Source organism: Pseudarthrobacter sp. LT1 (assembly GCF_035621795.1).
GTDB lineage: Bacteria > Actinomycetota > Actinomycetes > Actinomycetales > Micrococcaceae > Arthrobacter.
The window spans coordinates 3,232,765-3,251,549 of record NZ_CP141830.1; the positions used below are offsets into that span (position 1 = coordinate 3,232,765).

Here is an 18,785-nt window from a genome sequence, read left to right on the forward strand (position 1 = left end):
GGTCAGCCCCAGTGCGGCGGCTTCTGTTCCTTCAACCACGTGTCGTGGTCATCCTCACGGTCACCCCAGTTGCGGGCGTCGTCCTCTGCGGCCTTGCTCGGGAGGATCTCTTCAGCGCCGCCTGTTACCGTCCGGGTCGCCGGCCCCGTTTCGGCCGGGCCTGCAGGAACGTCCCCGCCGGTAACTGTTTCTGCCTGCCCGTCCTGGATCTTGTCCTGGCGCATGTCTTCCTCGCGGCCGTCTTCCTCAAGCCTGCCGTGTGCAGGTTTCTTTTCCTCGGTCATGGATCCCGCTTCCTGGTTTCCGCTGTCACCGTTCCGGCCTGTGCCGGGATCCCCGGGCAGGTAGGAAACTCCGGCGGACGGCGCGGCGTCAATTCCATTGAGCGCCTGGTCAACGTCGTCGTCAAGGAAGCCCACAGACTGGTGGGTCCTTCCCGGCAGCACCATGTTCTCCAGGCCCAGATAGCCTGCAATGCGGTCTGCGCAGGACGACGGGTCCGTGAACACTTCGATGGTCCACAGCGGCATGTACCGCCAGCCAAGGCGTTCCAGCAGTTGCGGACGCAGCCTGCTGCGTTCACGCACGCTCATGGTGCGGTACTGCGCAGTGCCGTCGGACTCGATGGCCACAGGCCGCGGAATCTCGGAGTCCTCCTGGCCCATGGTATTCAGGGGGTCGGCGGCTGCCACTACATCGATTGCCCCGTCGTATTGGTGCCAGACCCTTGCGCCCCGGGCACGCAGCCGGTCGCCCAGGTCCGCCACCAACGGGTCCGCGCCAAGCGCCTGTTCGCTGGCGGCGGCGCGGGACGCGGGGGTGCCAAGTTCCGTGTTGCCGGAAAGTTCCCGGTCCAGCAGCGCGTACAGGTCCACCGCCCCATGGGTGAGCCGGGTGTGGTCCAGGTCCTCGGGCCGGAAGCACGTGAGCACGTGCAGGGAACGGCGGGCCCGGGTCATGGCCAGGGCAAACTTCTCCCGGCCGCCTTCAGCAGACAGCGGCCCGAAGTTGTGGAGGGCCCGCCCGTGCGGGGTCCGCCCGAATCCCGGCGAGAAGATGACATGGTCGCGGACCAGGCCCTGGGCGCGTTCCAGGTCCACCACCCGGAAGGACTCCGGGCCGGCGCCGAAGAATCCGGCCAGGCCCGGCTGGTTGGACAGCTGGAGCCGGATGGACTCGCCAATCCTGGCCGCGTGCCGCAGGCTGGCGGTCACGACCGCGAGGGACGTCCGCGGACGCAGGCGGGCGTGCTCGAAGACCAGCTCCACTACCCGGTTGACCTCGGCCACCACGGACTCCACGCCCTCATGGTCGGCACTGGGAAGGCCGGTGCCGTCCGGCAGGTATTCCACCAGCAGGGACCGGTCCAGCCCCGTGGCCGACTGGCCTTCGGGCAGCCGGCGCAGGCCGCCGTCGTAAAAGTTCTTGCTGAGCTGCAGGACCAGGTCCTCGTCCACTGCGCGGTACACCACGTTGAGCCGCCACACCGGCAGCACTGCGGAGAGCGCGGTGAAAGCGCTCTCGACGCGGTGGTGGGCGGACTCGCCGGGTGCAAGCCGCTCCACCCCAACCGTGAACGTCCGCGGCGTGGCGATGCGCGGATCGCCAAAGGCGATCACCTGCCGTGCCCGGGCGATCGACGGCAGGACGGCCTGCAGGGAGGTGGCCTCCGCGTCGAGGATCACGACGGCGTCGAAGTGCTGTTCTGCCGGAAGCAGGCCCGTCATCAGGTACGGGCTGACGGACCAGACCGGGACGAGCGTGCCGATCAGCTCAGGCGCCTGCGCGGTGAGGGAAGGCAGGGACACCCGGCCGTCCTTGAGCAGGCTGCGGAGCAGGTCTGCCTGGCGCGGCTGGGCAGCGATGGCTGTCCGCCACCGTTCCGCGAGGTCCCACCGCAGGCGGGCGGCGCCGCTGGCAATGTGGGCGTTGTCGGCCAGCCGGTACTCCGCTTCCAGCTGGCGCAAGGCGTCGCCGTCGGACATCGCCAGGTAGTCGTCTCCGCTGATCATTGCCTCAAGCGCGGACTGCCACCATGCCAGCTCCAGCTCCGCGGCGACGGATCCTTCCGGAACTTCCCGTTCGGCGAGGTCGGCCAGGAGTTCGCCCAGGCCGTGTTCGCGCATGTTCTCAATGAGGAGTGTGCGTTCGGGCAGCGTCTTGAGCGTATCGGTGTCCGCCACCAGGCGTTCCAGCCGGTCCATCAGCTGCGCATAGGGAACGGTGGACAAAGCCCCGCCGTCTTCGGTGTGCTGCAGGGCCTCGCCCAGCTGTGCCAGCTCCTGGTCCAGGGACCGGTACATGGCGTTCATCTCGGCCAGGCCGGAGGGAACGGCGGGATGGCGCTGCGTGGTGGCGTAGCCCGCCCAGAGGGCACGCTGTTCCTGGACCAGCACCAGGGACGAGTGCAGGTCCGCGATGTGGACGCCCGGACGCACGTATTCCTTGGCTACCCGGCGCAGCCTGGAACGCTGCATGGCAGTCAGCTCGATGCCCCGCTCCCGCCGCCACGCGGACGGCGCCGTGGCGGAGATCAGGTCTGTCACGGGCCGGTCGAAGATGTCCGGGGTGAACTTGTCCAGGCTGCCCCGGACGGCAACCAGCAGTTCCAGTTGCTCGCCCCACTCCGCGAAGGATTCGCCCAGGCGGATTTCGGCGTGCTCGGCAACGGCGTCCATGCGGTCGCGCAGGACGGGGAGGCTCTTGGCCACCGAGCGGACCAGGTCCTGGGCTTCCTCGGTTTCCTTGCGGGTCAGCAGCCTGGCTCCGTGCCAGGGGCTGGTGGTGGCCGCCTTGCTGAAGCTGCCCAGTTCCGCGGCGCGCCGCAGCCGGCCCGCCAGCTCCTCGCGGTCCCGGATGCTGTCCAGGACGCTGCGCTTGAGCCGGACGGTGGTGGCCGGGGCAGGATGGATCGAGGTGAGCTCAGCGAGTGACTGCATGGCCTGGTACGGGGAGCAGCCCCACCTCTCGCGGACGTTGTGGAGCGATGCCACGTGGTCCATCAGGGCGTGCCGGTGTTCGGTCAGGGTGGTGTGCAGGTTACCCAGCTGGGGTTCCAGGGACTTTTCATTGCGGACGATTGCCCGGACCAGTTGGCCTTTCAGCTGTTGGGCGGTGACGTTCCCGGTCAGCTGGAAGAGGATGGACTCCAGGCCCAACGACTCCAGGTGCCCGGAAACCTCGTTCAGGCTGGCGCGGCGATCTCCCACCACCAGCACTGTCTTGCCGGCATCCACCAGGGCGCCGATGGTGTTGATGGCGGTCTGGGTCTGGCCGGTGCCGGGCGGGCTGCTGACCACCAAGGAGTCCCCAGCGCGGGCCGCATCGACCACGTACTGCTGGTCCGTGTCGGCATCCAGCAGCAGCAGCTCGTCCTTGGGGTGCCTGTTGTCCAGGTGCGGGAAGCGGGACGGATCCGGTTCCTCAACGTCCACCACTTCGCCGCCGGCGGCGGTGGCCAGCGCAGAGACGATGGGGTGGGAATCGTTGATCCAGGGGTCGTCGAGGTTGCCGGAGAGGTCCGCAAAGGTGGAGACCAGCAGGTTGTGCTGGGTTTCAGCGCCGTGGATGGGCCGGATCAGGGTGGCCAGCCGGTCCAGGACGGGCTGGGGGTCAAACCGTGCAGTGCTGTAGGCCAGCCGGGTCACGGCGTTGACGTCGAACACGATCCCGTGGATGTTTTTCAGGTGCCGCACCAGGGCGGGGTTGATCTGCGCCTGTTCGGTGAGCTGCAGTTCGAAGTCGTCCTCCCCGGGGCGAACCGTCAGGGAGATGGCGGTCAGCATGACCGGGGCTGACACGCGCTGGGGTTTGCCCCCGACGGCGGATGTCCACACCACGGTGCCTGCCGACAGGTATCCGGCGTCGATGCCGCGGTCGTTGGCGAGCTCGAAGATCTTTGACCGTATGTTGCGCGACGCCCTCGCGGCCACCACGTACTGCTGCCTGTCACGGATCAGGGTGGACAGGCGTGTGCGGCGCCCGGCCATGAGCTGGGCAAGGCCCGAGGGGTGGGCCGAGGTGAGGTCGATGGAACCTTCCGGCGTCTTGGTGAAGCGGAGCATCGTGTCCGCGCCGGTGACGGGTTTGAGCCCGGACAGCCATTTACGAAGCTCCTCCGAGCCTTCCGGGTGGCCTTGACCAACTGACACTTCTGCCTTCTTTTCTGCGTTTGCACGTGACGTCCTGGACCATACCGGCATAGATTCGAGAGTAGCCGCTCCGGCGCCGGACTTGAGCGACCGCAACACTGGGGCACCGGAAATTGCGGAGGAATTCGCTGGGAAAAAGCAGTGGCCGGCCCCCGCTGTCGGAGGCCGGCCACTAGGATGCTATTCCCACTCGATGGTTCCCGGCGGCTTGCTGGTGACGTCCAGCACCACCCGGTTGACGCCGTCCACCTCGTTGGTGATCCGGCTGGAGATCCGTGCCAGCAGCTCGTACGGCAGGCGCGACCAGTCGGCAGTCATGGCGTCTTCGGAGGACACCGGACGGAGCACGATGGGGTGGCCGTAAGTGCGGCCGTCGCCCATGACGCCGACGCTGCGGACATCTGCGAGCAGGACCACGGGCATCTGCCATACCTCGTTGTCCAGCCCGGCCGCGGTCAGCTCGGCACGCGCGATGGCGTCCGCCTTGCGCAGCAGGTCCAGCCGTTCCTTGGTGACCTCGCCGACGATCCGGATGCCCAGGCCAGGGCCCGGGAAGGGCTGGCGGCCGACGATTTCCTGCGGCAGGCCGAGCTGGGCGCCCACGGCACGGACCTCGTCCTTGAACAGGGCGCGCAGCGGCTCAACGAGCTCGAACTGCAGGTCCTCGGGGAGGCCGCCCACGTTGTGGTGGCTCTTGATGTTGGCTGCACCTTCGCCGCCGCCGGATTCGACGACGTCCGGGTACAGGGTGCCCTGGACCAGGAACTTGATCTTCTCGCCGTGGGCTGCGGCCTCGGCGATGATGGCCAGTTCGGCTTCTTCGAAGGCGCGGATGAATTCCCGGCCGATGATCTTGCGCTTGGTTTCGGGATCGCTGACACCGGCCAGGGCCGAGAGGAAGCGTTCCTGTTCGTTGGCCACGTAGAGCTTCACGCCGGTGGCGGCCACGAAGTCGCGTTCAACCTGCTCCGCTTCGCCTTCACGCAGCAGTCCGTGGTCCACGAACACACAGGTGAGCTGGTCGCCCACAGCCCGCTGCACCAGGGCTGCCGCCACTGCCGAATCCACGCCGCCGGAGAGACCGCAGATGACGCGGGCATCCCCTACCTGCTGGCGGATGCGCTCCACCTGTTCTTCGAGGATGTTGCCGGTGGTCCAGTTGGGCTCCAGCTTGGCGCCCTTGAACAGGAAGTTTTCGAGCACTTGCTGGCCGTAGGCGGAGTGCTTGACTTCGGGGTGCCACTGCACGCCGAAGAGGCCCTTTTCCTCGTTGGCGAAGGCTGCGACTTCGGCGCCCGCCGTCGTGGCGAGGACATCGAATCCTGCAGGTGCTTCATGCACGGAGTCGCCGTGGCTCATCCAGGTCTTCTGGTGCTGGGGCATGCCCTCTAGCACCGAGCGGCCGTCGCCGAGGATGGTGGTCTCCGTGGATCCGTACTCCCGCAGGCCGGTCTTGTCCACCTTGCCGCCCAGGGCGTTGGCCATGGCCTGGAACCCGTAGCAGATCCCGAAGACGGGGACGCCGGCTTCGAAGAGGTCGGCACCCACGCTGGGGGCGCCGTCGGCATAGACGCTGGAGGGGCCACCGGACAGGATGATGGCGGCAGGGTTCTTGGCCAGGAGCTGCTCGGTGGAGTAGGTATGCGGAACCACTTCCGAATACACATTCGCTTCCCTGACGCGGCGTGCAATCAGCTGCGCGTACTGGGCACCGTAATCAACAACCAGCACCGGCTTCTGGGAAGTCTGGGATGCAGTGGGAGTAGTCACCGTAATAGCCTACTTTGCGCCCTTGCACCGGCGCACCTTGAGAAGCCGCGCTGTGACGCAGTAGACGTCCGACGGCGGGTGGCCGGGGCGCGCCCGGCCCGTTTCAGTAGCGCTGGGGAGCCTGCGGATTGGCGGCCAGTTCGGCTTCCACCTCTGCGTGGAACTTCTTCTCCACGATGAAGGACAGGAACGGCACGACGCCGCCCAGTGCCAGCAGCACCAGTTTCAGGAAAGGCCAGCGCATCAGGGACCAGAGCCGGAAGTTGGAGATCAGGTACACAACGTACATCCAGCCGTGCACGATCAGCACGGTGACGGAGACGTTCATGCCGTTGAGCACCCCGGGCGGTTCCGCGTCGGCGAATCCGAAGCCGAACGGCTGGCCGGTCACCGCGTTGGTGCCGCCCGCGAACAGGTACTGCCCGAAGCCGTACCGTGCCACCAGTTCCGCACACAGCAGCAGGAGCATGGTGCCGGTGAGGTAGGCCATGACCTTGTAGAACTTCAGGGCGGACCGGATCTGGGCCTCGGTACCGCCGAAACGGCGTTTCTTCCCGGATGTCTTGCCGGCGGCCTGCGATGAGGGGGTGGCCGGTTTCGGATCAATCATGGCTGTACCTTCTGCTGGTGCTGTTCAGGCTGCTGGTGCTGTTCGGCCTGCTGTGGAAGCTGGTGCTTTTCGTCGTGCCCGTCATCATCGTCCCCGGCGTCGTCAAGGGCCTCCTCAAGGTCCCGGTGGTAGTCGTCCTTGACCAGCCGCCACCAGATGAAGAGGGCGAACCCGGCGAAGACAACCCACTCGATGGAGTAGAAGAGGTTGAGCCAGTTGATGTGCTGCGCCGGCGGCTGCGGACCGATGTCCAGTGGAAGGAGGTTCCCCGGAACCGCTGCAGCGCTGACGTCCTGGCCGCCCACCTCTTCCGCGGTGGCAGACACAAAACCGGGGTAGCTGCTCACCTCCCAGTAGTTGATGAGCTCCGCCACGGAGACGGCCGAGGCCTCCCCCGGTTTCGGAGCTTTCCCCGCCACCGGCGCTTCGGACGGCAGCAGCCGCCCGGTCAGTTCGACAAGGCCCGACGGCGGTGCTGCCGCGTCCCCGGGCTGGGCGACCCACCCGCGTGCCACCGGGATCCACGTCTGTGGTGAGGCGCCTGCTCCGGTCAGGGCGGGGGCGCCGTTGACGGCGAAGGCTGAAACAACCCAGTAGCCGGTTTTGCCGTCGTGGAGCCTCCCGGGAACCAGGACCTGTTTGTCGGGACTGTACGTCCCCTGGGCAGTGACCATCTGGTCGGCAACGCTGCCGTGGAAGAACTCACCCGGCTGCAGGGTGCCGGTGAGGGGCTGCACCTGTTCGGTGGCGGGGTTGACCGGAACCTCGGGTTGGGTGGAGCGGCCGAATTGCCACTGGCTCAGCAGCACGAAGACCCCGGAGAGAGCGATCGCGAAGATAAAGCCTGCGATCCATCGGGGCTTAAGGGCTGTTTTCCACACGTCTTAACCGTACTTCGTACTTCTGTAGAACAACTAAACGCCAAGGGCGTCCGGGCCCGGAAGCGGGACCGGGGATGCGCCTAGTGGTCGAAGAACACCAGGCTGGAGTTGATGAGCTCGGCGATTACTTCGGCGTCATAGGCACGCCGCAGCGATTCGCGGAATGATTCCTTGGAGAGTGACCTGGCCAGGGTGGCCAGGACTTCCAGGTGGTCGGAGAACGAGCTGGCCGGGGTGGCGATCAGCAGGATGACCGTGGCGGGGCCATCGGCTGCCCCGAAGTCGAGCGCGTGGCCGTACTTGGTGATGCCGACGGCGATGGAGGTTTGGGACACGAAGTCGCTGCGGGCATGCGGCAGTCCGATGCCGCCCGGGAGCCCCGTGGCCAGCTGGTGCTCCCGGGCATTGACGTTCTTCAGGAACCCGTCAAGATCCGAGATCCGCCCGGCGGCGTGAAGCCGCTCTGCCAGTTGGTTGGTGGCCTCGGTCTTGTCCTTCGCCTCCATTTCCAGGATCACCATGTCGGCGGTGGTCAGGTGGGCGTCATACGGGTCCAGTGGTTCCGCCAAGGCGTTTCCCTTCGGTCAGCAGTGGGGCGAACGGCCCCTCAACGCAAGGGCACGATATCTTCTGCGCCCAGGCGGGCGGCGTCTGCGGATTCGTCGTCCGGCTGTTGCTGGCTGAGGCGTTCGGCCTCCACGCGGGCAAGGTAGTGGCGGACTTCGTTTTCACGCTGCGTGTCGCTCCAGCCAAGGACGTCACCCATCAGTTTAGCGACAACGGGGGCGGCGGACACGCCGCGGTCCCATGCTTCGATGGAGATCCTTGTGCGCCGGGTCAGGACGTCCTGCACATGGCGGGCACCTTCATGGCTTGCGGCGTAGACGGCCTCTGCCTGCAGGTAGTCGTCGGCACCCGGTAGTGGTTCCGCCAGTTCCGGGTTCTGCTCAATGATGGCCAGGACCTCGGGTGTCATGGCCCCGTACCGGTTGAGCAGGTGCTCGATCCGGGCCACGTGGACCCCCGATTCCTCCGCGGTGCGGTTGCGGCGGTTCCAGGCGGCCCGGAAACCGCTGGCGCCCAGGAGCGGAATGGTTTCGGTGCAGCTGGGCGGGACCCGTTCGTCCATGGTGCGGGTGGCCTCGTCGACGGCATCCTTGGCCATGACACGGTAGGTGGTCCACTTTCCGCCTGCCACCACCACCAGTCCGGGAACAGGGTGCGCCACCACGTGCTCGCGGGACAGCTTGGCGGTCGAGTCGTTTTCGCCGGCCAGAAGCGGCCGCAGGCCGGCATAGACCCCTTCGACGTCTTCGCGGGTCAAGGGCCGTTTGAGCACCTGGTTGACATGCTCCAGGACGTAGTCGATGTCCTTGCTGGAAGCCGCGGGGTGGGCCTTGTCCAGGTGCCAGTCAGTGTCAGTCGTGCCGATGATCCAGTGCCGTCCCCACGGGATGACGAACAGCACGGACTTCTCGGTACGCAGGATCAGACCCACCGTGGATTGGAAGCGGTCGCGGGGAACCACCAGGTGGATGCCTTTGGAAGCGCGGACCTTCAGCTGGCCGCGGTCTGTCACCATGGCCTGGGTTTCATCGGTCCACACGCCGGTGGCGTTGATGACCTGCTTGGCGCGGATGCTGAACTGCGTCCCGTCCTCGCGGTTTTCCACCTTGGCGCCCACCACCCGTTCGCCTTCGCGGAGGAAGTCCACCACCTTCATCTGGTTCACGGCGTGGGCGCCGTAGTAGGCGGCCGTGCGGACCAGGTTGGCGCAGTATTTGGCATCGTCCACCTGGCCGTCGTAGTACCGGATGGACCCGACGAAGGCGTCGTTCTTGAGGCTGGGGGCGGCCCGCAGGGTGCCGCGCCTGCTCAGGTGCTTGTGGAACGGCACTCCCCTGCTGTGGCCGGCCGAAACGGACATCGCGTCATAGAGTGCGATGCCGGCCCCCACGTAGGGGCGCTCGATAAAGGGTTTGGTCAGCGGATAGAGGAACGGCACCGGCCGGGCGAGGTGGGGTGCGATTTCGGAGAGGAGCAGCCCGCGTTCCTGCAGGGCCTCCTTAACCAGTGCGAAGTCCAGCATTTCCAGGTAGCGCAAACCACCGTGGATCAGTTTGGACGAGCGCGAGGACGTACCGGCCGCCCAGTCGCTTGCTTCGACGATGCCAACGCTCAGCCCGCGGGTCACGGCGTCAAGCGCAGCCCCCGTGCCAACGATGCCGCCGCCGACGATCAGGATGTCAAGTTCCTGGCCCGGTTCGGTGGTGGCGCGCAGCCGCTGGATGGATGCTTCCCTGGCTTCCGGGCCAAGGACCCCGCCGTTTGCAGGAACACTCTTCATTGAACGCCTCCAGTGCCTCTAGTGCCGGTAGTAAACCCACACTACTTGCTAGGGGCGTGCTTTGGGCAGGGCGGGAGGGCGTCCGCCCCGCCCTGCCGGGGCGTGTCAGTTCCCTGCGTACGGCGACACGACGACGTCGACCCGCTGGAATTCCTTCAGGTCCGAGTAGCCGGTGGTGGCCATGGAGCGCCGCAGGGCGCCGATGAGGTTGGATGTGCCGTTGGTGTGGTGGCCGGGTCCGAAGAGGACTTCCTCCAGCGGGCCGACGGTGCCGACGTTGGCGCGGTCTCCCCGGGGCAGCTCGGTGTGATGGGCCTCCTGGCCCCAGTGCCAGCCCTTGCCGGGGGCTTCTTCTGCCCTGGCCAGGGCGCTGCCCAGCATGACGGCGTCGGCGCCCATGGCGATCGCCTTGACGATGTCACCTGAGGTGCCCATGCCGCCGTCGGCAATGACGTGGACGTAGCGTCCGCCAGACTCGTCCATGTAGTCCCGGCGGGCGGCGGCGACGTCGGAGATGGCTGAGGCCATGGGCGAGTGGATGCCCAGGGCACGGCGCGTGGTGGTGGTTGCACCGCCGCCGAAGCCAACCAGTACGCCCGCAGCGCCGGTGCGCATGAGGTGCAGCGCCGGAGTGTAGCCGGCAGCGCCTCCGACGATGACGGGGACGTCGAGTTCGTAGATGAACTGCTTGAGGTTCAGCGGTTCGTGGTCCTTGGAGACATGCTCCGCCGACACGGTGGTGCCGCGGATCACGAAGATGTCGACGCCGGCCGCGAGGACCGTCTTGTAGTGCTCCTGGGTGCGCTGCGGGGTGAGGGACCCGGCAACGGTGACGCCGGCGTCACGCATTTCGGCGAGCCGGGACGTGATGAGTTCGGGCTGGATGGGTGCCTGGTACAGCTCCTGCATGCGCGTGGTGACGGCCGGGCTGTTGGTTTCATCCTGGAGCGCCGCGATCTCATCGAGGATGGACTGCGGATCCTCATACCGGGTCCAGAGGCCTTCCAGGTCCAGCACGCCGAGGCCGCCCAGCTTGCCCAGTGCGATAGCGGTGGCCGGTGACATGGCCGAGTCCATGGGGGCCGCGATCACCGGCATCTCGAACTGGTACGCATCGATCTGCCAGGAGACTGAGACGTCCTTGGGGTCGCGGGTGCGACGGTTGGGGACGATTGCTATGTCATCCAGGGAGTAGGCACGACGCCCACGCTTGCCACGGCCGATCTCGATCTCATAAGTCACTGCTCTAGGTTATCCCAGCAGTCATCCTGTACAGGCCGGGACCGGGAGTGGCGCGCTGCCTGCCCCCTCCCCCTCCTTGCCGCGGGCACATGTCCCCATCGCTGCCGCGCGCCCGGTGACGTAGTTTGGACAGTTGGATGGAACGGCAGCGGGCCGGTGACAGCGAAGGATTGTGGGGGAGACATCATGGCGCCAGTGACAGGCGGTCCTGCCGGCAGCCATCTGTGGCAGGGAGCCCGGCAGCCACAGACAGCAGTGGCCTTTGGCTATGCCCAGCGCAGGTTGTGGGTATTCTTCGCTTGGTGGTACCCGGCGGTCATTGCTTCAGGCGGTACGCTGCATGCGTTTTGGCGATGCCCGTGGGCCAGGACCCGAAGCTCGGAATATTGAGCGCGCTTTTTGGACTCGGGCTCGCTGCCGTGGGCTGGGTGTGCACCGTCAAGCCACGCTTTACGCGCAGGCTTCCCAAACCCGCCGCTGACTTGGCGCGGGTGGAACAGGCTTTGCATATGGGTCCCGTCCTCAGCTGGACAGTCCTGGCCGGGGGCGTCGTCCTGGTTCTCGCCTTGGTCGCTTTCGTCCCCCTGCCCGCAACAGCAGGGAACCTTCCCTTCTCGGCATGCTTGTCGCTTGGCCGGCAGGTGCCGCCGCAGGGGTCTCATACGTGAATCGGCTGATGAAGAACAGCCCCCAACTTTATGTCCGATGGCTCGAAAGAAGGTGATATCGATGGTCAACATCCAGCCCGTCGCCCAACCAGCGCATCCCCTCGACCATTGGCTCTCCCCCGAACTGGCCAGTATCAGCCCGCCGGATGCCCCGTCCCGGCTCCGCGAGCTGGCCGATGCCCAGGGCACACTGGCCGCCGGCTGGAGCGGGGCGATCGCCGGCGGACCCGTCCTGGCCCTGGCAGGCGCCTTCACATCCGTGATGTCGGGGAACCCTGTGGCCGCGCTCGTCCTGGTCCCGTTGGGGGCTGTGCTGATGGTGCTGGGCTTGGTCGGGTGGAGACGGGTCCGGGCCGTCCTGCCCAGGTCCGACAGGGTCCTGATCACCCGTGGTCCGGGATCCGCCCGGGGCGGCATCGCCATGGTGTCTTTTCTGGGGGCCATCCTGGGCGGGATCATGATCCTCGCCCTGCCCTCGGCCGTGGCAAAGGGTGCCGGTGAGGTCACAATCGTGGTGGGCATCTACGTGCTCCTCCTGGCCCTGCTGGTCGCGTGCATCATCGTCCCGTCCGCGGTCCTGGGCCGGGCCCGGGAGTCGTTCCGCCTGCGGGTGCAGACCAACCCGGGCCTTCGAAGGGCAGTCGAGGAGGACCTGGCAGTCTGGCGCGATCCGTACGGCAACGCCGCCTACGGGCCGCTGTGAGGCGCCGCGCTTCCGGTTACAGTGGCGTGGTGAGCAGCCGCTGGACATTTGACGGGCACATCGCCGGGATTGGCACCGCCTCCGGGCTGCGCGCCGTGGTGGGCATGTGGCAGGACTCCCCCTTTGGGTCGTTCGCCGATGTCATGGTGCAACAGCCTTCCGGGCACCGCCTGCTGCTGGCACCCACACCCGACGTGGCCGGCTTTATCGCCGCCACCTACAGCTTTGACGAGGTGCAGGTGGTTGACGTCGCCGCCTCGCTCGACCGCCACAGCTTGACGGTCGACGCCGGCCCGCTGGCGATCCGGGCCATCACCGGCGCGAGGACCCTGCTGGGAACAGCGCTGCGGGCAGTGCCCCGGCGCCTTGCAGTCCATCCCCGCTGGCTCGCCGCGGTCAACCCGATCGCTGCCCTCGCCGCACCCGGTGCCCGCACCTATGGAACTGCCGGCAGCGGGAGGGCGGAGTTCTATGGGGTGACGGACCTGCACCATGTGACGTCCGCCGTCGTCCGCTGGAATGGTGCCGATGCCGGAGCGCTGGCACCCATCCGGCCCGTCGTCACGTTCGGCTTCAGCAGCGTGCCGCCGCGGCCAAGTGTGGCCCGCGTGCGCACTACCGTTATGGAGGCATGATGGAGACGACGACGGGCACCCTTGACTCACGGGAACACGCGCTGGGATACGCCCACCGGCGGGTCCGCGTCTTCTGGTTTTGGTGGATGGGTATGGTCTTCGCCGTACCCGGCGCGGTTCAGGCGATTGTATTGGCCGGCACTGGCCAGAATCCTGAGAATGGACTCGTGCTGGCGTTCCTGGGCGTTGGCATCTCCGGGGCGGGCTGGCTGATGGCAGTGGGGCCGCGGTTTACGCGCAGTGCACCCCGCCCGGCCAACGACGCTAACCGTGCCGAGCAGTACATCCGAATTGTTCCCGGAACCGTGATCGGCATGGTGGTGGCGATGCTGGTGCTGGTTTCACTCCTGATGGTGGCCACGCCGCGCGGAACCTCACCCGACGTCCTGCCCATCCTTGCGTTCCTGGCTGCTTTTCCCTTGCCTATTGGAACAGGAATGCTGTATTCGCGGCACCTGCACCAGCACCGCGACCGTCTCTACGCCGCCTGGTTGCGGCGCCGCTGACGCAACCACGCGGCTCACAGTCTCCGGCGGGCACGTCAGACTTCTTCAGGTTCCTCCACGGAAAGCTGGGACTCGAACATCCTGAAATACCGGCCGCGCAGGGCCACCAGTTCCTTATGGGTGCCTTTCTCCACAATGCAGCCATCCTCCAGCATGTACACCACGTCCGCCTTCTCGATCGTGGCGAGCCGGTGGCTGATGGCGATGATGGTGCTGCTGCGGTCCGCGAAGAGACGCGTGAAGATACGATGCTCCGCCAGGGCATCAATGGCGGAGGTGGGTTCATCCATGACCATGAAGGACGCGTCCCGGTAGAAGTTCCGGGCCATCGCCAACCGCTGCCACTGGCCGCCGGACAGGCCGCTTCCCTTCCGTCCCCGAGGATCCTCCATCCAGTTGCTCACGTGGTTGTCCAGGCCGTTGGGCAGTTTGTTGATGAATTCGAGCGCTTCGGCGTCGGCTGCAGCCTTGCGGACGCGGGCGTCGTCGCGCGGCGAATCAACGTCGCCGAAGTAGATGTTGTCGGCCGCAGTGGCGAACTCGTACTTCAGGAACTCCTGGCTGAGCACGGCAAGGTGGCGGTGCCAGGAGGTGACGTCGACGGCGGCGAGATCCACGCCGTCGAGCAGTACCTGGCCTGAGTCGGGCCGGTAGAGCCCGGCGAGGATCCGGATCAGCGTGGACTTGCCTGCACCGTTCTCCCCCACGATGGCGATGTGCTGGCCTTGGCGGATGGTGAGGCTGATGCCCTTGATCACCTCAATGTCGCTGCCTGTGTACGTGAAGCGGATATTCTTCAGCTCCACTTCCCTGGGTGCCTCCAGGAGGGGCGGGGCATGTTCCGAGTGCACGGGCATGGCCATGAACAGCTCGTAGTCCTTCAGGTTGGCCAGGTCTTCATCAATAGAGCTGAGCGAGGACACGAGGTTGTTTGCGGTGGACAGGGCACGGCTGACGATCTGCTGGACGTAGAGGAACTGGCCCACCGGGGCTGCGCGGGCAATAATCTGGCCCACCACCCAGATCAGGGACACCACTTCGGCGCCGTACTGCAGCGCGTCCGCCGCCAGCTGTTTGGGGATGTACCGACGCTGGTAGTCGAGGCGACGGCGTTCGTCCGCGTCCCGGAGCCGGGAACGTAGCTCCATGAGGAAACCGACGATGCCGTAGAGCCGCATCTCCGCGATGTGCTGAGGCCGAAGGAGGTTGGTTTCGATCATGCGGCGCTGGCGCCGCGAGTCCACCTGCGTGTTCCAGTGCGCGATCTGCTCACGGGACAGCTTGAACTGCAGATACACGCTGGGCACGATGGCCACCAGGACGATGACGGCGATCCACCAGCTGACCAGCAGCAGGGCGCCCACAGCGAGAATGACCGAGACGAGCTGGGTGAAGATCGCGGCAATCCGGTCCAGGACGCGGGCGTAGGAGTCGGAGAACCGTTTGGCGCGGTCGTAAAGGTCCACCGTCTCCTTGTCGTCGTAGCGCCAGAACTCCAGGGAGAGGAAGCGCTCGTACATCTGGTCCCCCACGATGGCGCCTACTTTGAAACTCATCAACTGCTGGATGTAACGGTCCACGCTGTTGAAGGCGCCCCAGAACAGACCCAGCGCGGCAGTGACGATGACGTAGACGATGGCAAGGCGCCCCGCTCCGCCGTCGCCCGCGTACGCTGCCGCCAATGCTGTGGTGGTGAGGGACGCGTAGAAAGTGGTGACCAGCGGCAACACAGCGGAGATCAGGGAACCGAGCACCTTCATGACCACCGCGCCCGGGGAGGCACGGAAGCTCACCCGGAGCACTTGGGCCACGGCCTTGGCATAGGGGCGCAGGGCAAGCCGCTTTTGCGGGTCGCGTTTAGGGGTCAGTTCCGCCGGATGGCGCGGTTGGGACATGGAATCAGCCTAGTGCCGGGCGGTCCGTCATGATGTGGAATGGAGACAGCGCAGCAGGGCATCTTCGCCTGGCGAGTGTGCCATGTAGTGGAAGTCCGGCCGCCCACCAACCAACCGATGTGCTCCCCCGCTGTGGGTTGCCGCTCTCATCCACTCCTGGCCCAGCCATTGTGGCCAGTGGGTTGGTTCGGCATCCTGGTGTTCGGGCTTGTAGTGCCTGCCTGTTGGTGAGGTCCAGCCGGGTGGCTCATTCTTGTTGGCCGGGTCCGGTGTCCATCTGCCGTGATGTTTGAGCCGATGATGCTTGGGGCAGAGCTGTGCCAGGTTGCTGGTTCCGGTGGTGCCGCCGTGTTGCCACGCGTGTAGGTGGTCTGTTTCGTTGTCGGGGGTCTTGTTGGTGCAGCCGGGGAAGGTGCACTTGGCATCCCGCAGCCTGATCCAGCGTTTGATGGCCTCGGTGAGCCGGTAGCTTTTGCGGCCGATCTCCAGGGGTGCCCCGTCCCGTGGGTCGACCAGGACCCGGTAGAACGAATCCGTCCCGTCCGCGACGAGATTGCGTGCCACGGATGCCGGGATCGGGCCGAAACCATCCAGTACGGCGGGTTCATCGGTCTGGCCGAGGAGGGAGAGCACGGGCACGGTGACCAGGACGTCGGCCCGCGGGGTGGGGACCTGTCCGACCTCCATGGGTTTCCCGGTTTGTGTGGTATGCCCGGCGCCGAGGAGGAGGGATGCTGCGATGTCGGGGCGGAGTTGGGTGAGGGTGCGGGATTCGTCCGGGCCTTGGAGGCCGCGTGCGGTGGCGGTGGTCCGGTTCCAGATGGCACAGGCGGTGTCCCCGGGGAGGTAGAGGGAGACCCAGGCCATGCCGTCCCGGTCGGGGGTGTATTCCATCCGCCGGTCCGCCGCACCCTTTTCATGGCGTTTCTCGATGGAGTCGGGATGGTGGCGTTCCCGCCACCCACGGACCTTGGCGCGGAACCGGGACGGGACGAGCTCACCGGGGGCGGCAGCGCGGGCGGGGTGGGGTGCGTCGGGGTCGAAGAAGTGCGCCACCAACCCGGCGGCACCAGCGGCATCGAGGCTTTCGGTTTCGTCGGCGATGATCTTTGCGTGCTGCCAGGACATCACGCCGGCGGCCAGTGCGTCCATGACGGGTGGCAGGGAACAGACCCTGCGGGATTGGTCCACGAACGCGGCCGCGGCCGCGGAACTGATGGTCAGGACCCCGGCGATCTCCTCCATCACCGACATCCCGGCGTAGGTGTGGTCCTGCACGGAGGCGTCCGGCGGTGTCATGGCCTGCTGGAACTCCACTGCCTCGGCAGCGTCCTGCGCTCTCACCGCCGCCAGCTGTGCCTCAAGGCGGGACGTGACCTCCAACCGTTCCAGCCGGACCTCATACCGCCGCTGCAACACGTCCACAGCAGCACCCGTAGCCTGTTCAAGGGCCTGGTCTTCAAGAGTCAGCGCATCCAGGGCATCAATAGAGGCACGAACACCCTCCAAAACCACCCCAACCCCACCGCTGGATTCCATATGGACATGATGCAGCGGGGGTCCGACATTCAGGCCGACAGCACCCTCCGGTACCCAACAACAAGAGGAGGCGGGAAAATCCCGCCTCCTCTTTCACACGCCTCAGCGTGAATAAAACCCTTCGCCGTTTAGCGTGAGCCGTAGTTCGGCGCCTCGACGGTCATCTGGATGTCGTGCGGGTGCGATTCCTTCAGGCCGGCGGAGGTAATCCGGACGAACTTGCCGCGGACCTTCAGCTCGGGAATGGTGGGCGCTCCGGTGTAGAACATGGTCTGGCGCAGGCCGCCCACCAGTTGGTACGCCACTGAGGACAACGGGCCACGGTATGCCACGCGGCCTTCGATGCCTTCGGGGATCAGCTTGTCGTCACCGGACACGTCGGCCTGGAAGTAGCGGTCCTTGGAGTAGGAGGTGTTCTTGCCCCGCGACTGCATGGCGCCCAGGGAGCCCATGCCGCGGTAGGACTTGAACTGCTTGCCGTTGACGAAGATCAGGTCGCCCGGAGACTCGTCGCAGCCAGCCAGGAGGGAGCCCAGCATGACTGTGTCGGCGCCGGCCACCAGGGCCTTGCCGATGTCGCCCGAGTACTGCAGGCCGCCGTCGGCGATCAGCGGCACGCCTGCCGGAATGGCAGCCTTGGCGGATTCGTAGATGGCCGTGATCTGCGGGACACCCACGCCCGCCACCACACGGGTGGTGCAGATGGAGCCGGGACCAACGCCCACCTTGATGCCGTCGGCGCCGGCGTCAATCAGTGCCTGGGCACCTTCACGGGTGGCAGCCTGGCCGCCGATAACGTCCACGTGCGCGGCGACGGGATCGGACTTCAGCCTGCGGATCATGTCCAGGACACCCTGGGAGTGCCCGTTGGCGGTGTCCACGAACAGGGCGTCCACGCCGGCGTCCACCAGGGTCATGGCGCGCTCCCAGCCGTCGCCGAAGAAGCCGATGGCGGCACCCACCCGGAGGCGGCCTTCATCGTCCTTGGTGGCCAGGGGGTACTGCTCGGCCTTGGTGAAGTCCTTGGTGGTGATCAGGCCCTTGAGCCGGCCCTGCTCGTCCACCAGCGGGAGTTTTTCGATCTTGTTGGTGGCCAGCTTGTGCGAGGCTTCCTCGCGGCTGATGCCCACGTGCCCGGTGACCAGGGGCATCTTGGTCATGACGTCGCTGACCAGCCTCAGCGGGAAATCGGACTCCGGCACAAAACGGGTGTCGCGGTTGGTGACGATGCCCAGAAGGCGGTTGTCCTCATCCACCACGGGGAGGCCGGACACGCGGTAATGGGCGCAGAGATCATCGAGTTCGCGCAGCGTTGCCTCGGGGCGGATGGTCAGCGGGTTGGTGATCATCCCGGACTCGCTCCGCTTGACCCGGTCCACCTGGTCCGCCTGATCGGCGATGGACAGGTTGCGGTGCACCACGCCCAGGCCGCCCTGGCGGGCCATGGCGATGGCCATGCGGGACTCGGTGACCGTGTCCATCGCCGCGGAGAGCAGCGGGGTCTGAACGGTGATGCGCTTGGAAATTCGTGAGGACGTGTCTGCCTCGGACGGGATGACGTCGGTGTGGCCCGGCAGGAGCAGGACGTCGTCATAGGTCAGGCCGATGAAGCCAAAGGGGTTGTGTTCGGGCTCGGTCATGAGTGCGCCTCTTACCTTGGTTGCTGGGTCACGGGTAGGGGTTGCAGCCGATGACCAGCCCGTAATTACGGAACTGGCCTGTGCAGACGATCCTGCGGGAGCACCGTGCAGTACGGCGTTCCGGGGGCAGAAAGTGTTGAGTAAATATTAGAACCTCGGCGCCAATCCCCCTATTCCACGCCGGCAATGTGAGCAACC

The 18,785-nt window shown here is 66.4% G+C and carries 13 protein-coding genes; 3 read left to right on the top strand and 10 right to left on the bottom strand.

Going from position 1 to position 18,785, the window contains the following annotated elements; translation table 11 throughout:
• Window positions 1-2: 2 nt before the first annotated feature.
• From VIK36_RS15165 to VIK36_RS15195, 7 genes are all read right to left on the bottom strand, one after another.
• On the bottom strand, window positions 3-4,202 hold the full coding sequence (locus tag VIK36_RS15165) for a DUF4011 domain-containing protein (RefSeq protein WP_324642561.1): 4,200 nt from the start codon (window positions 4,200-4,202) through the stop codon (window positions 3-5).
• Between the two features lie 129 nt (window positions 4,203-4,331).
• Entirely contained in the window at window positions 4,332-5,921 is a 1,590-nt protein-coding gene (gene guaA / locus VIK36_RS15170) for a glutamine-hydrolyzing GMP synthase (protein ID WP_324642563.1), read from the bottom strand.
• Between the two features lie 103 nt (window positions 5,922-6,024).
• A complete protein-coding gene (locus VIK36_RS15175) occupies window positions 6,025-6,531 on the bottom strand; it encodes a DUF3817 domain-containing protein (RefSeq protein ID WP_255172772.1) in 507 nt (168 codons plus the stop codon).
• Window positions 6,528-7,412, bottom strand: a complete 885-nt coding sequence (locus VIK36_RS15180) for an SURF1 family protein (RefSeq protein ID WP_324642564.1) — start codon at window positions 7,410-7,412, stop codon at window positions 6,528-6,530. Before VIK36_RS15180 ends, VIK36_RS15175 begins: the two co-directional genes overlap by 4 nt.
• An 80-nt stretch (window positions 7,413-7,492) precedes the next feature.
• A complete protein-coding gene (locus VIK36_RS15185) occupies window positions 7,493-7,981 on the bottom strand; it encodes a PTS sugar transporter subunit IIA (protein ID WP_324642565.1) in 489 nt (162 codons plus the stop codon).
• Window positions 7,982-8,019: 38 nt separating this feature from the next.
• Complete coding sequence (locus tag VIK36_RS15190; RefSeq protein ID WP_324642567.1) at window positions 8,020-9,759, bottom strand: glycerol-3-phosphate dehydrogenase/oxidase; 1,740 nt, start codon at window positions 9,757-9,759, stop codon at window positions 8,020-8,022.
• Between the two features lie 105 nt (window positions 9,760-9,864).
• A complete protein-coding gene (locus VIK36_RS15195) occupies window positions 9,865-11,001 on the bottom strand; it encodes a GuaB3 family IMP dehydrogenase-related protein (RefSeq protein WP_159631434.1) in 1,137 nt (378 codons plus the stop codon).
• A gap of 729 nt (window positions 11,002-11,730) precedes the next feature.
• Here VIK36_RS15195 and VIK36_RS15200 point away from each other — a divergent pair.
• The 3 genes from VIK36_RS15200 to VIK36_RS15210 are packed head-to-tail and all read left to right on the top strand — an operon-like array spanning window position 11,731 to window position 13,513.
• A complete protein-coding gene (locus VIK36_RS15200) occupies window positions 11,731-12,372 on the top strand; it encodes a hypothetical protein (protein ID WP_324642568.1) in 642 nt (213 codons plus the stop codon).
• A 29-nt stretch (window positions 12,373-12,401) separates the two neighbouring features.
• Window positions 12,402-13,007 carry a hypothetical protein gene (locus tag VIK36_RS15205; protein ID WP_324642569.1) on the top strand — a complete coding sequence of 202 codons (606 nt, stop codon included), beginning with the start codon at window positions 12,402-12,404 and terminating at the stop codon, window positions 13,005-13,007.
• On the top strand, window positions 13,004-13,513 hold the full coding sequence (locus tag VIK36_RS15210) for a hypothetical protein (RefSeq protein ID WP_324642570.1): 510 nt from the start codon (window positions 13,004-13,006) through the stop codon (window positions 13,511-13,513). The genes VIK36_RS15205 and VIK36_RS15210 overlap by 4 nt, the downstream gene beginning before the upstream one ends.
• Window positions 13,514-13,548: 35 nt before the next feature.
• Here VIK36_RS15210 and VIK36_RS15215 read toward each other — a convergent pair whose 3' ends face one another.
• From VIK36_RS15215 to guaB, 3 genes are all read right to left on the bottom strand, one after another.
• Window positions 13,549-15,408, bottom strand: coding sequence for an ABC transporter ATP-binding protein (locus VIK36_RS15215; protein ID WP_324642571.1), 1,860 nt, complete (start codon window positions 15,406-15,408; stop codon window positions 13,549-13,551).
• 27 nt (window positions 15,409-15,435) lie between these two features.
• Window positions 15,436-16,947: an HNH endonuclease signature motif containing protein gene (locus VIK36_RS15220; RefSeq protein ID WP_324642572.1), complete on the bottom strand. Its 1,512-nt coding sequence runs from the start codon at window positions 16,945-16,947 to the stop codon at window positions 15,436-15,438.
• Between the two features lie 128 nt (window positions 16,948-17,075).
• Window positions 17,076-18,587, bottom strand: coding sequence for an IMP dehydrogenase (gene guaB / locus VIK36_RS15225; protein ID WP_159631427.1), 1,512 nt, complete (start codon window positions 18,585-18,587; stop codon window positions 17,076-17,078).
• Between the last annotated feature and the right edge of the window lie 198 nt (window positions 18,588-18,785).

What these genes read in the sequence shown, in the direction of transcription:
- VIK36_RS15215 (WP_324642571.1), bottom strand. Translation starts at nt 15,408, where the DNA reads ATGTCCCAACCGCGCCATCCGGCGGAACTGACCCCTAAACGCGACCCG.
- VIK36_RS15190 (WP_324642567.1), bottom strand. Translation starts at nt 9,759, where the DNA reads ATGAAGAGTGTTCCTGCAAACGGCGGGGTCCTTGGCCCGGAAGCCAGG.
- guaB (WP_159631427.1), bottom strand. Translation starts at nt 18,587, where the DNA reads ATGACCGAGCCCGAACACAACCCCTTTGGCTTCATCGGCCTGACCTAT.
- VIK36_RS15220 (WP_324642572.1), bottom strand. Translation starts at nt 16,947, where the DNA reads ATGGAATCCAGCGGTGGGGTTGGGGTGGTTTTGGAGGGTGTTCGTGCC.
- VIK36_RS15165 (WP_324642561.1), bottom strand. Translation starts at nt 4,202, where the DNA reads ATGCCGGTATGGTCCAGGACGTCACGTGCAAACGCAGAAAAGAAGGCA.
- VIK36_RS15200 (WP_324642568.1), top strand. Translation starts at nt 11,731, where the DNA reads ATGGTCAACATCCAGCCCGTCGCCCAACCAGCGCATCCCCTCGACCAT.
- VIK36_RS15210 (WP_324642570.1), top strand. Translation starts at nt 13,004, where the DNA reads ATGATGGAGACGACGACGGGCACCCTTGACTCACGGGAACACGCGCTG.
- VIK36_RS15175 (WP_255172772.1), bottom strand. Translation starts at nt 6,531, where the DNA reads ATGATTGATCCGAAACCGGCCACCCCCTCATCGCAGGCCGCCGGCAAG.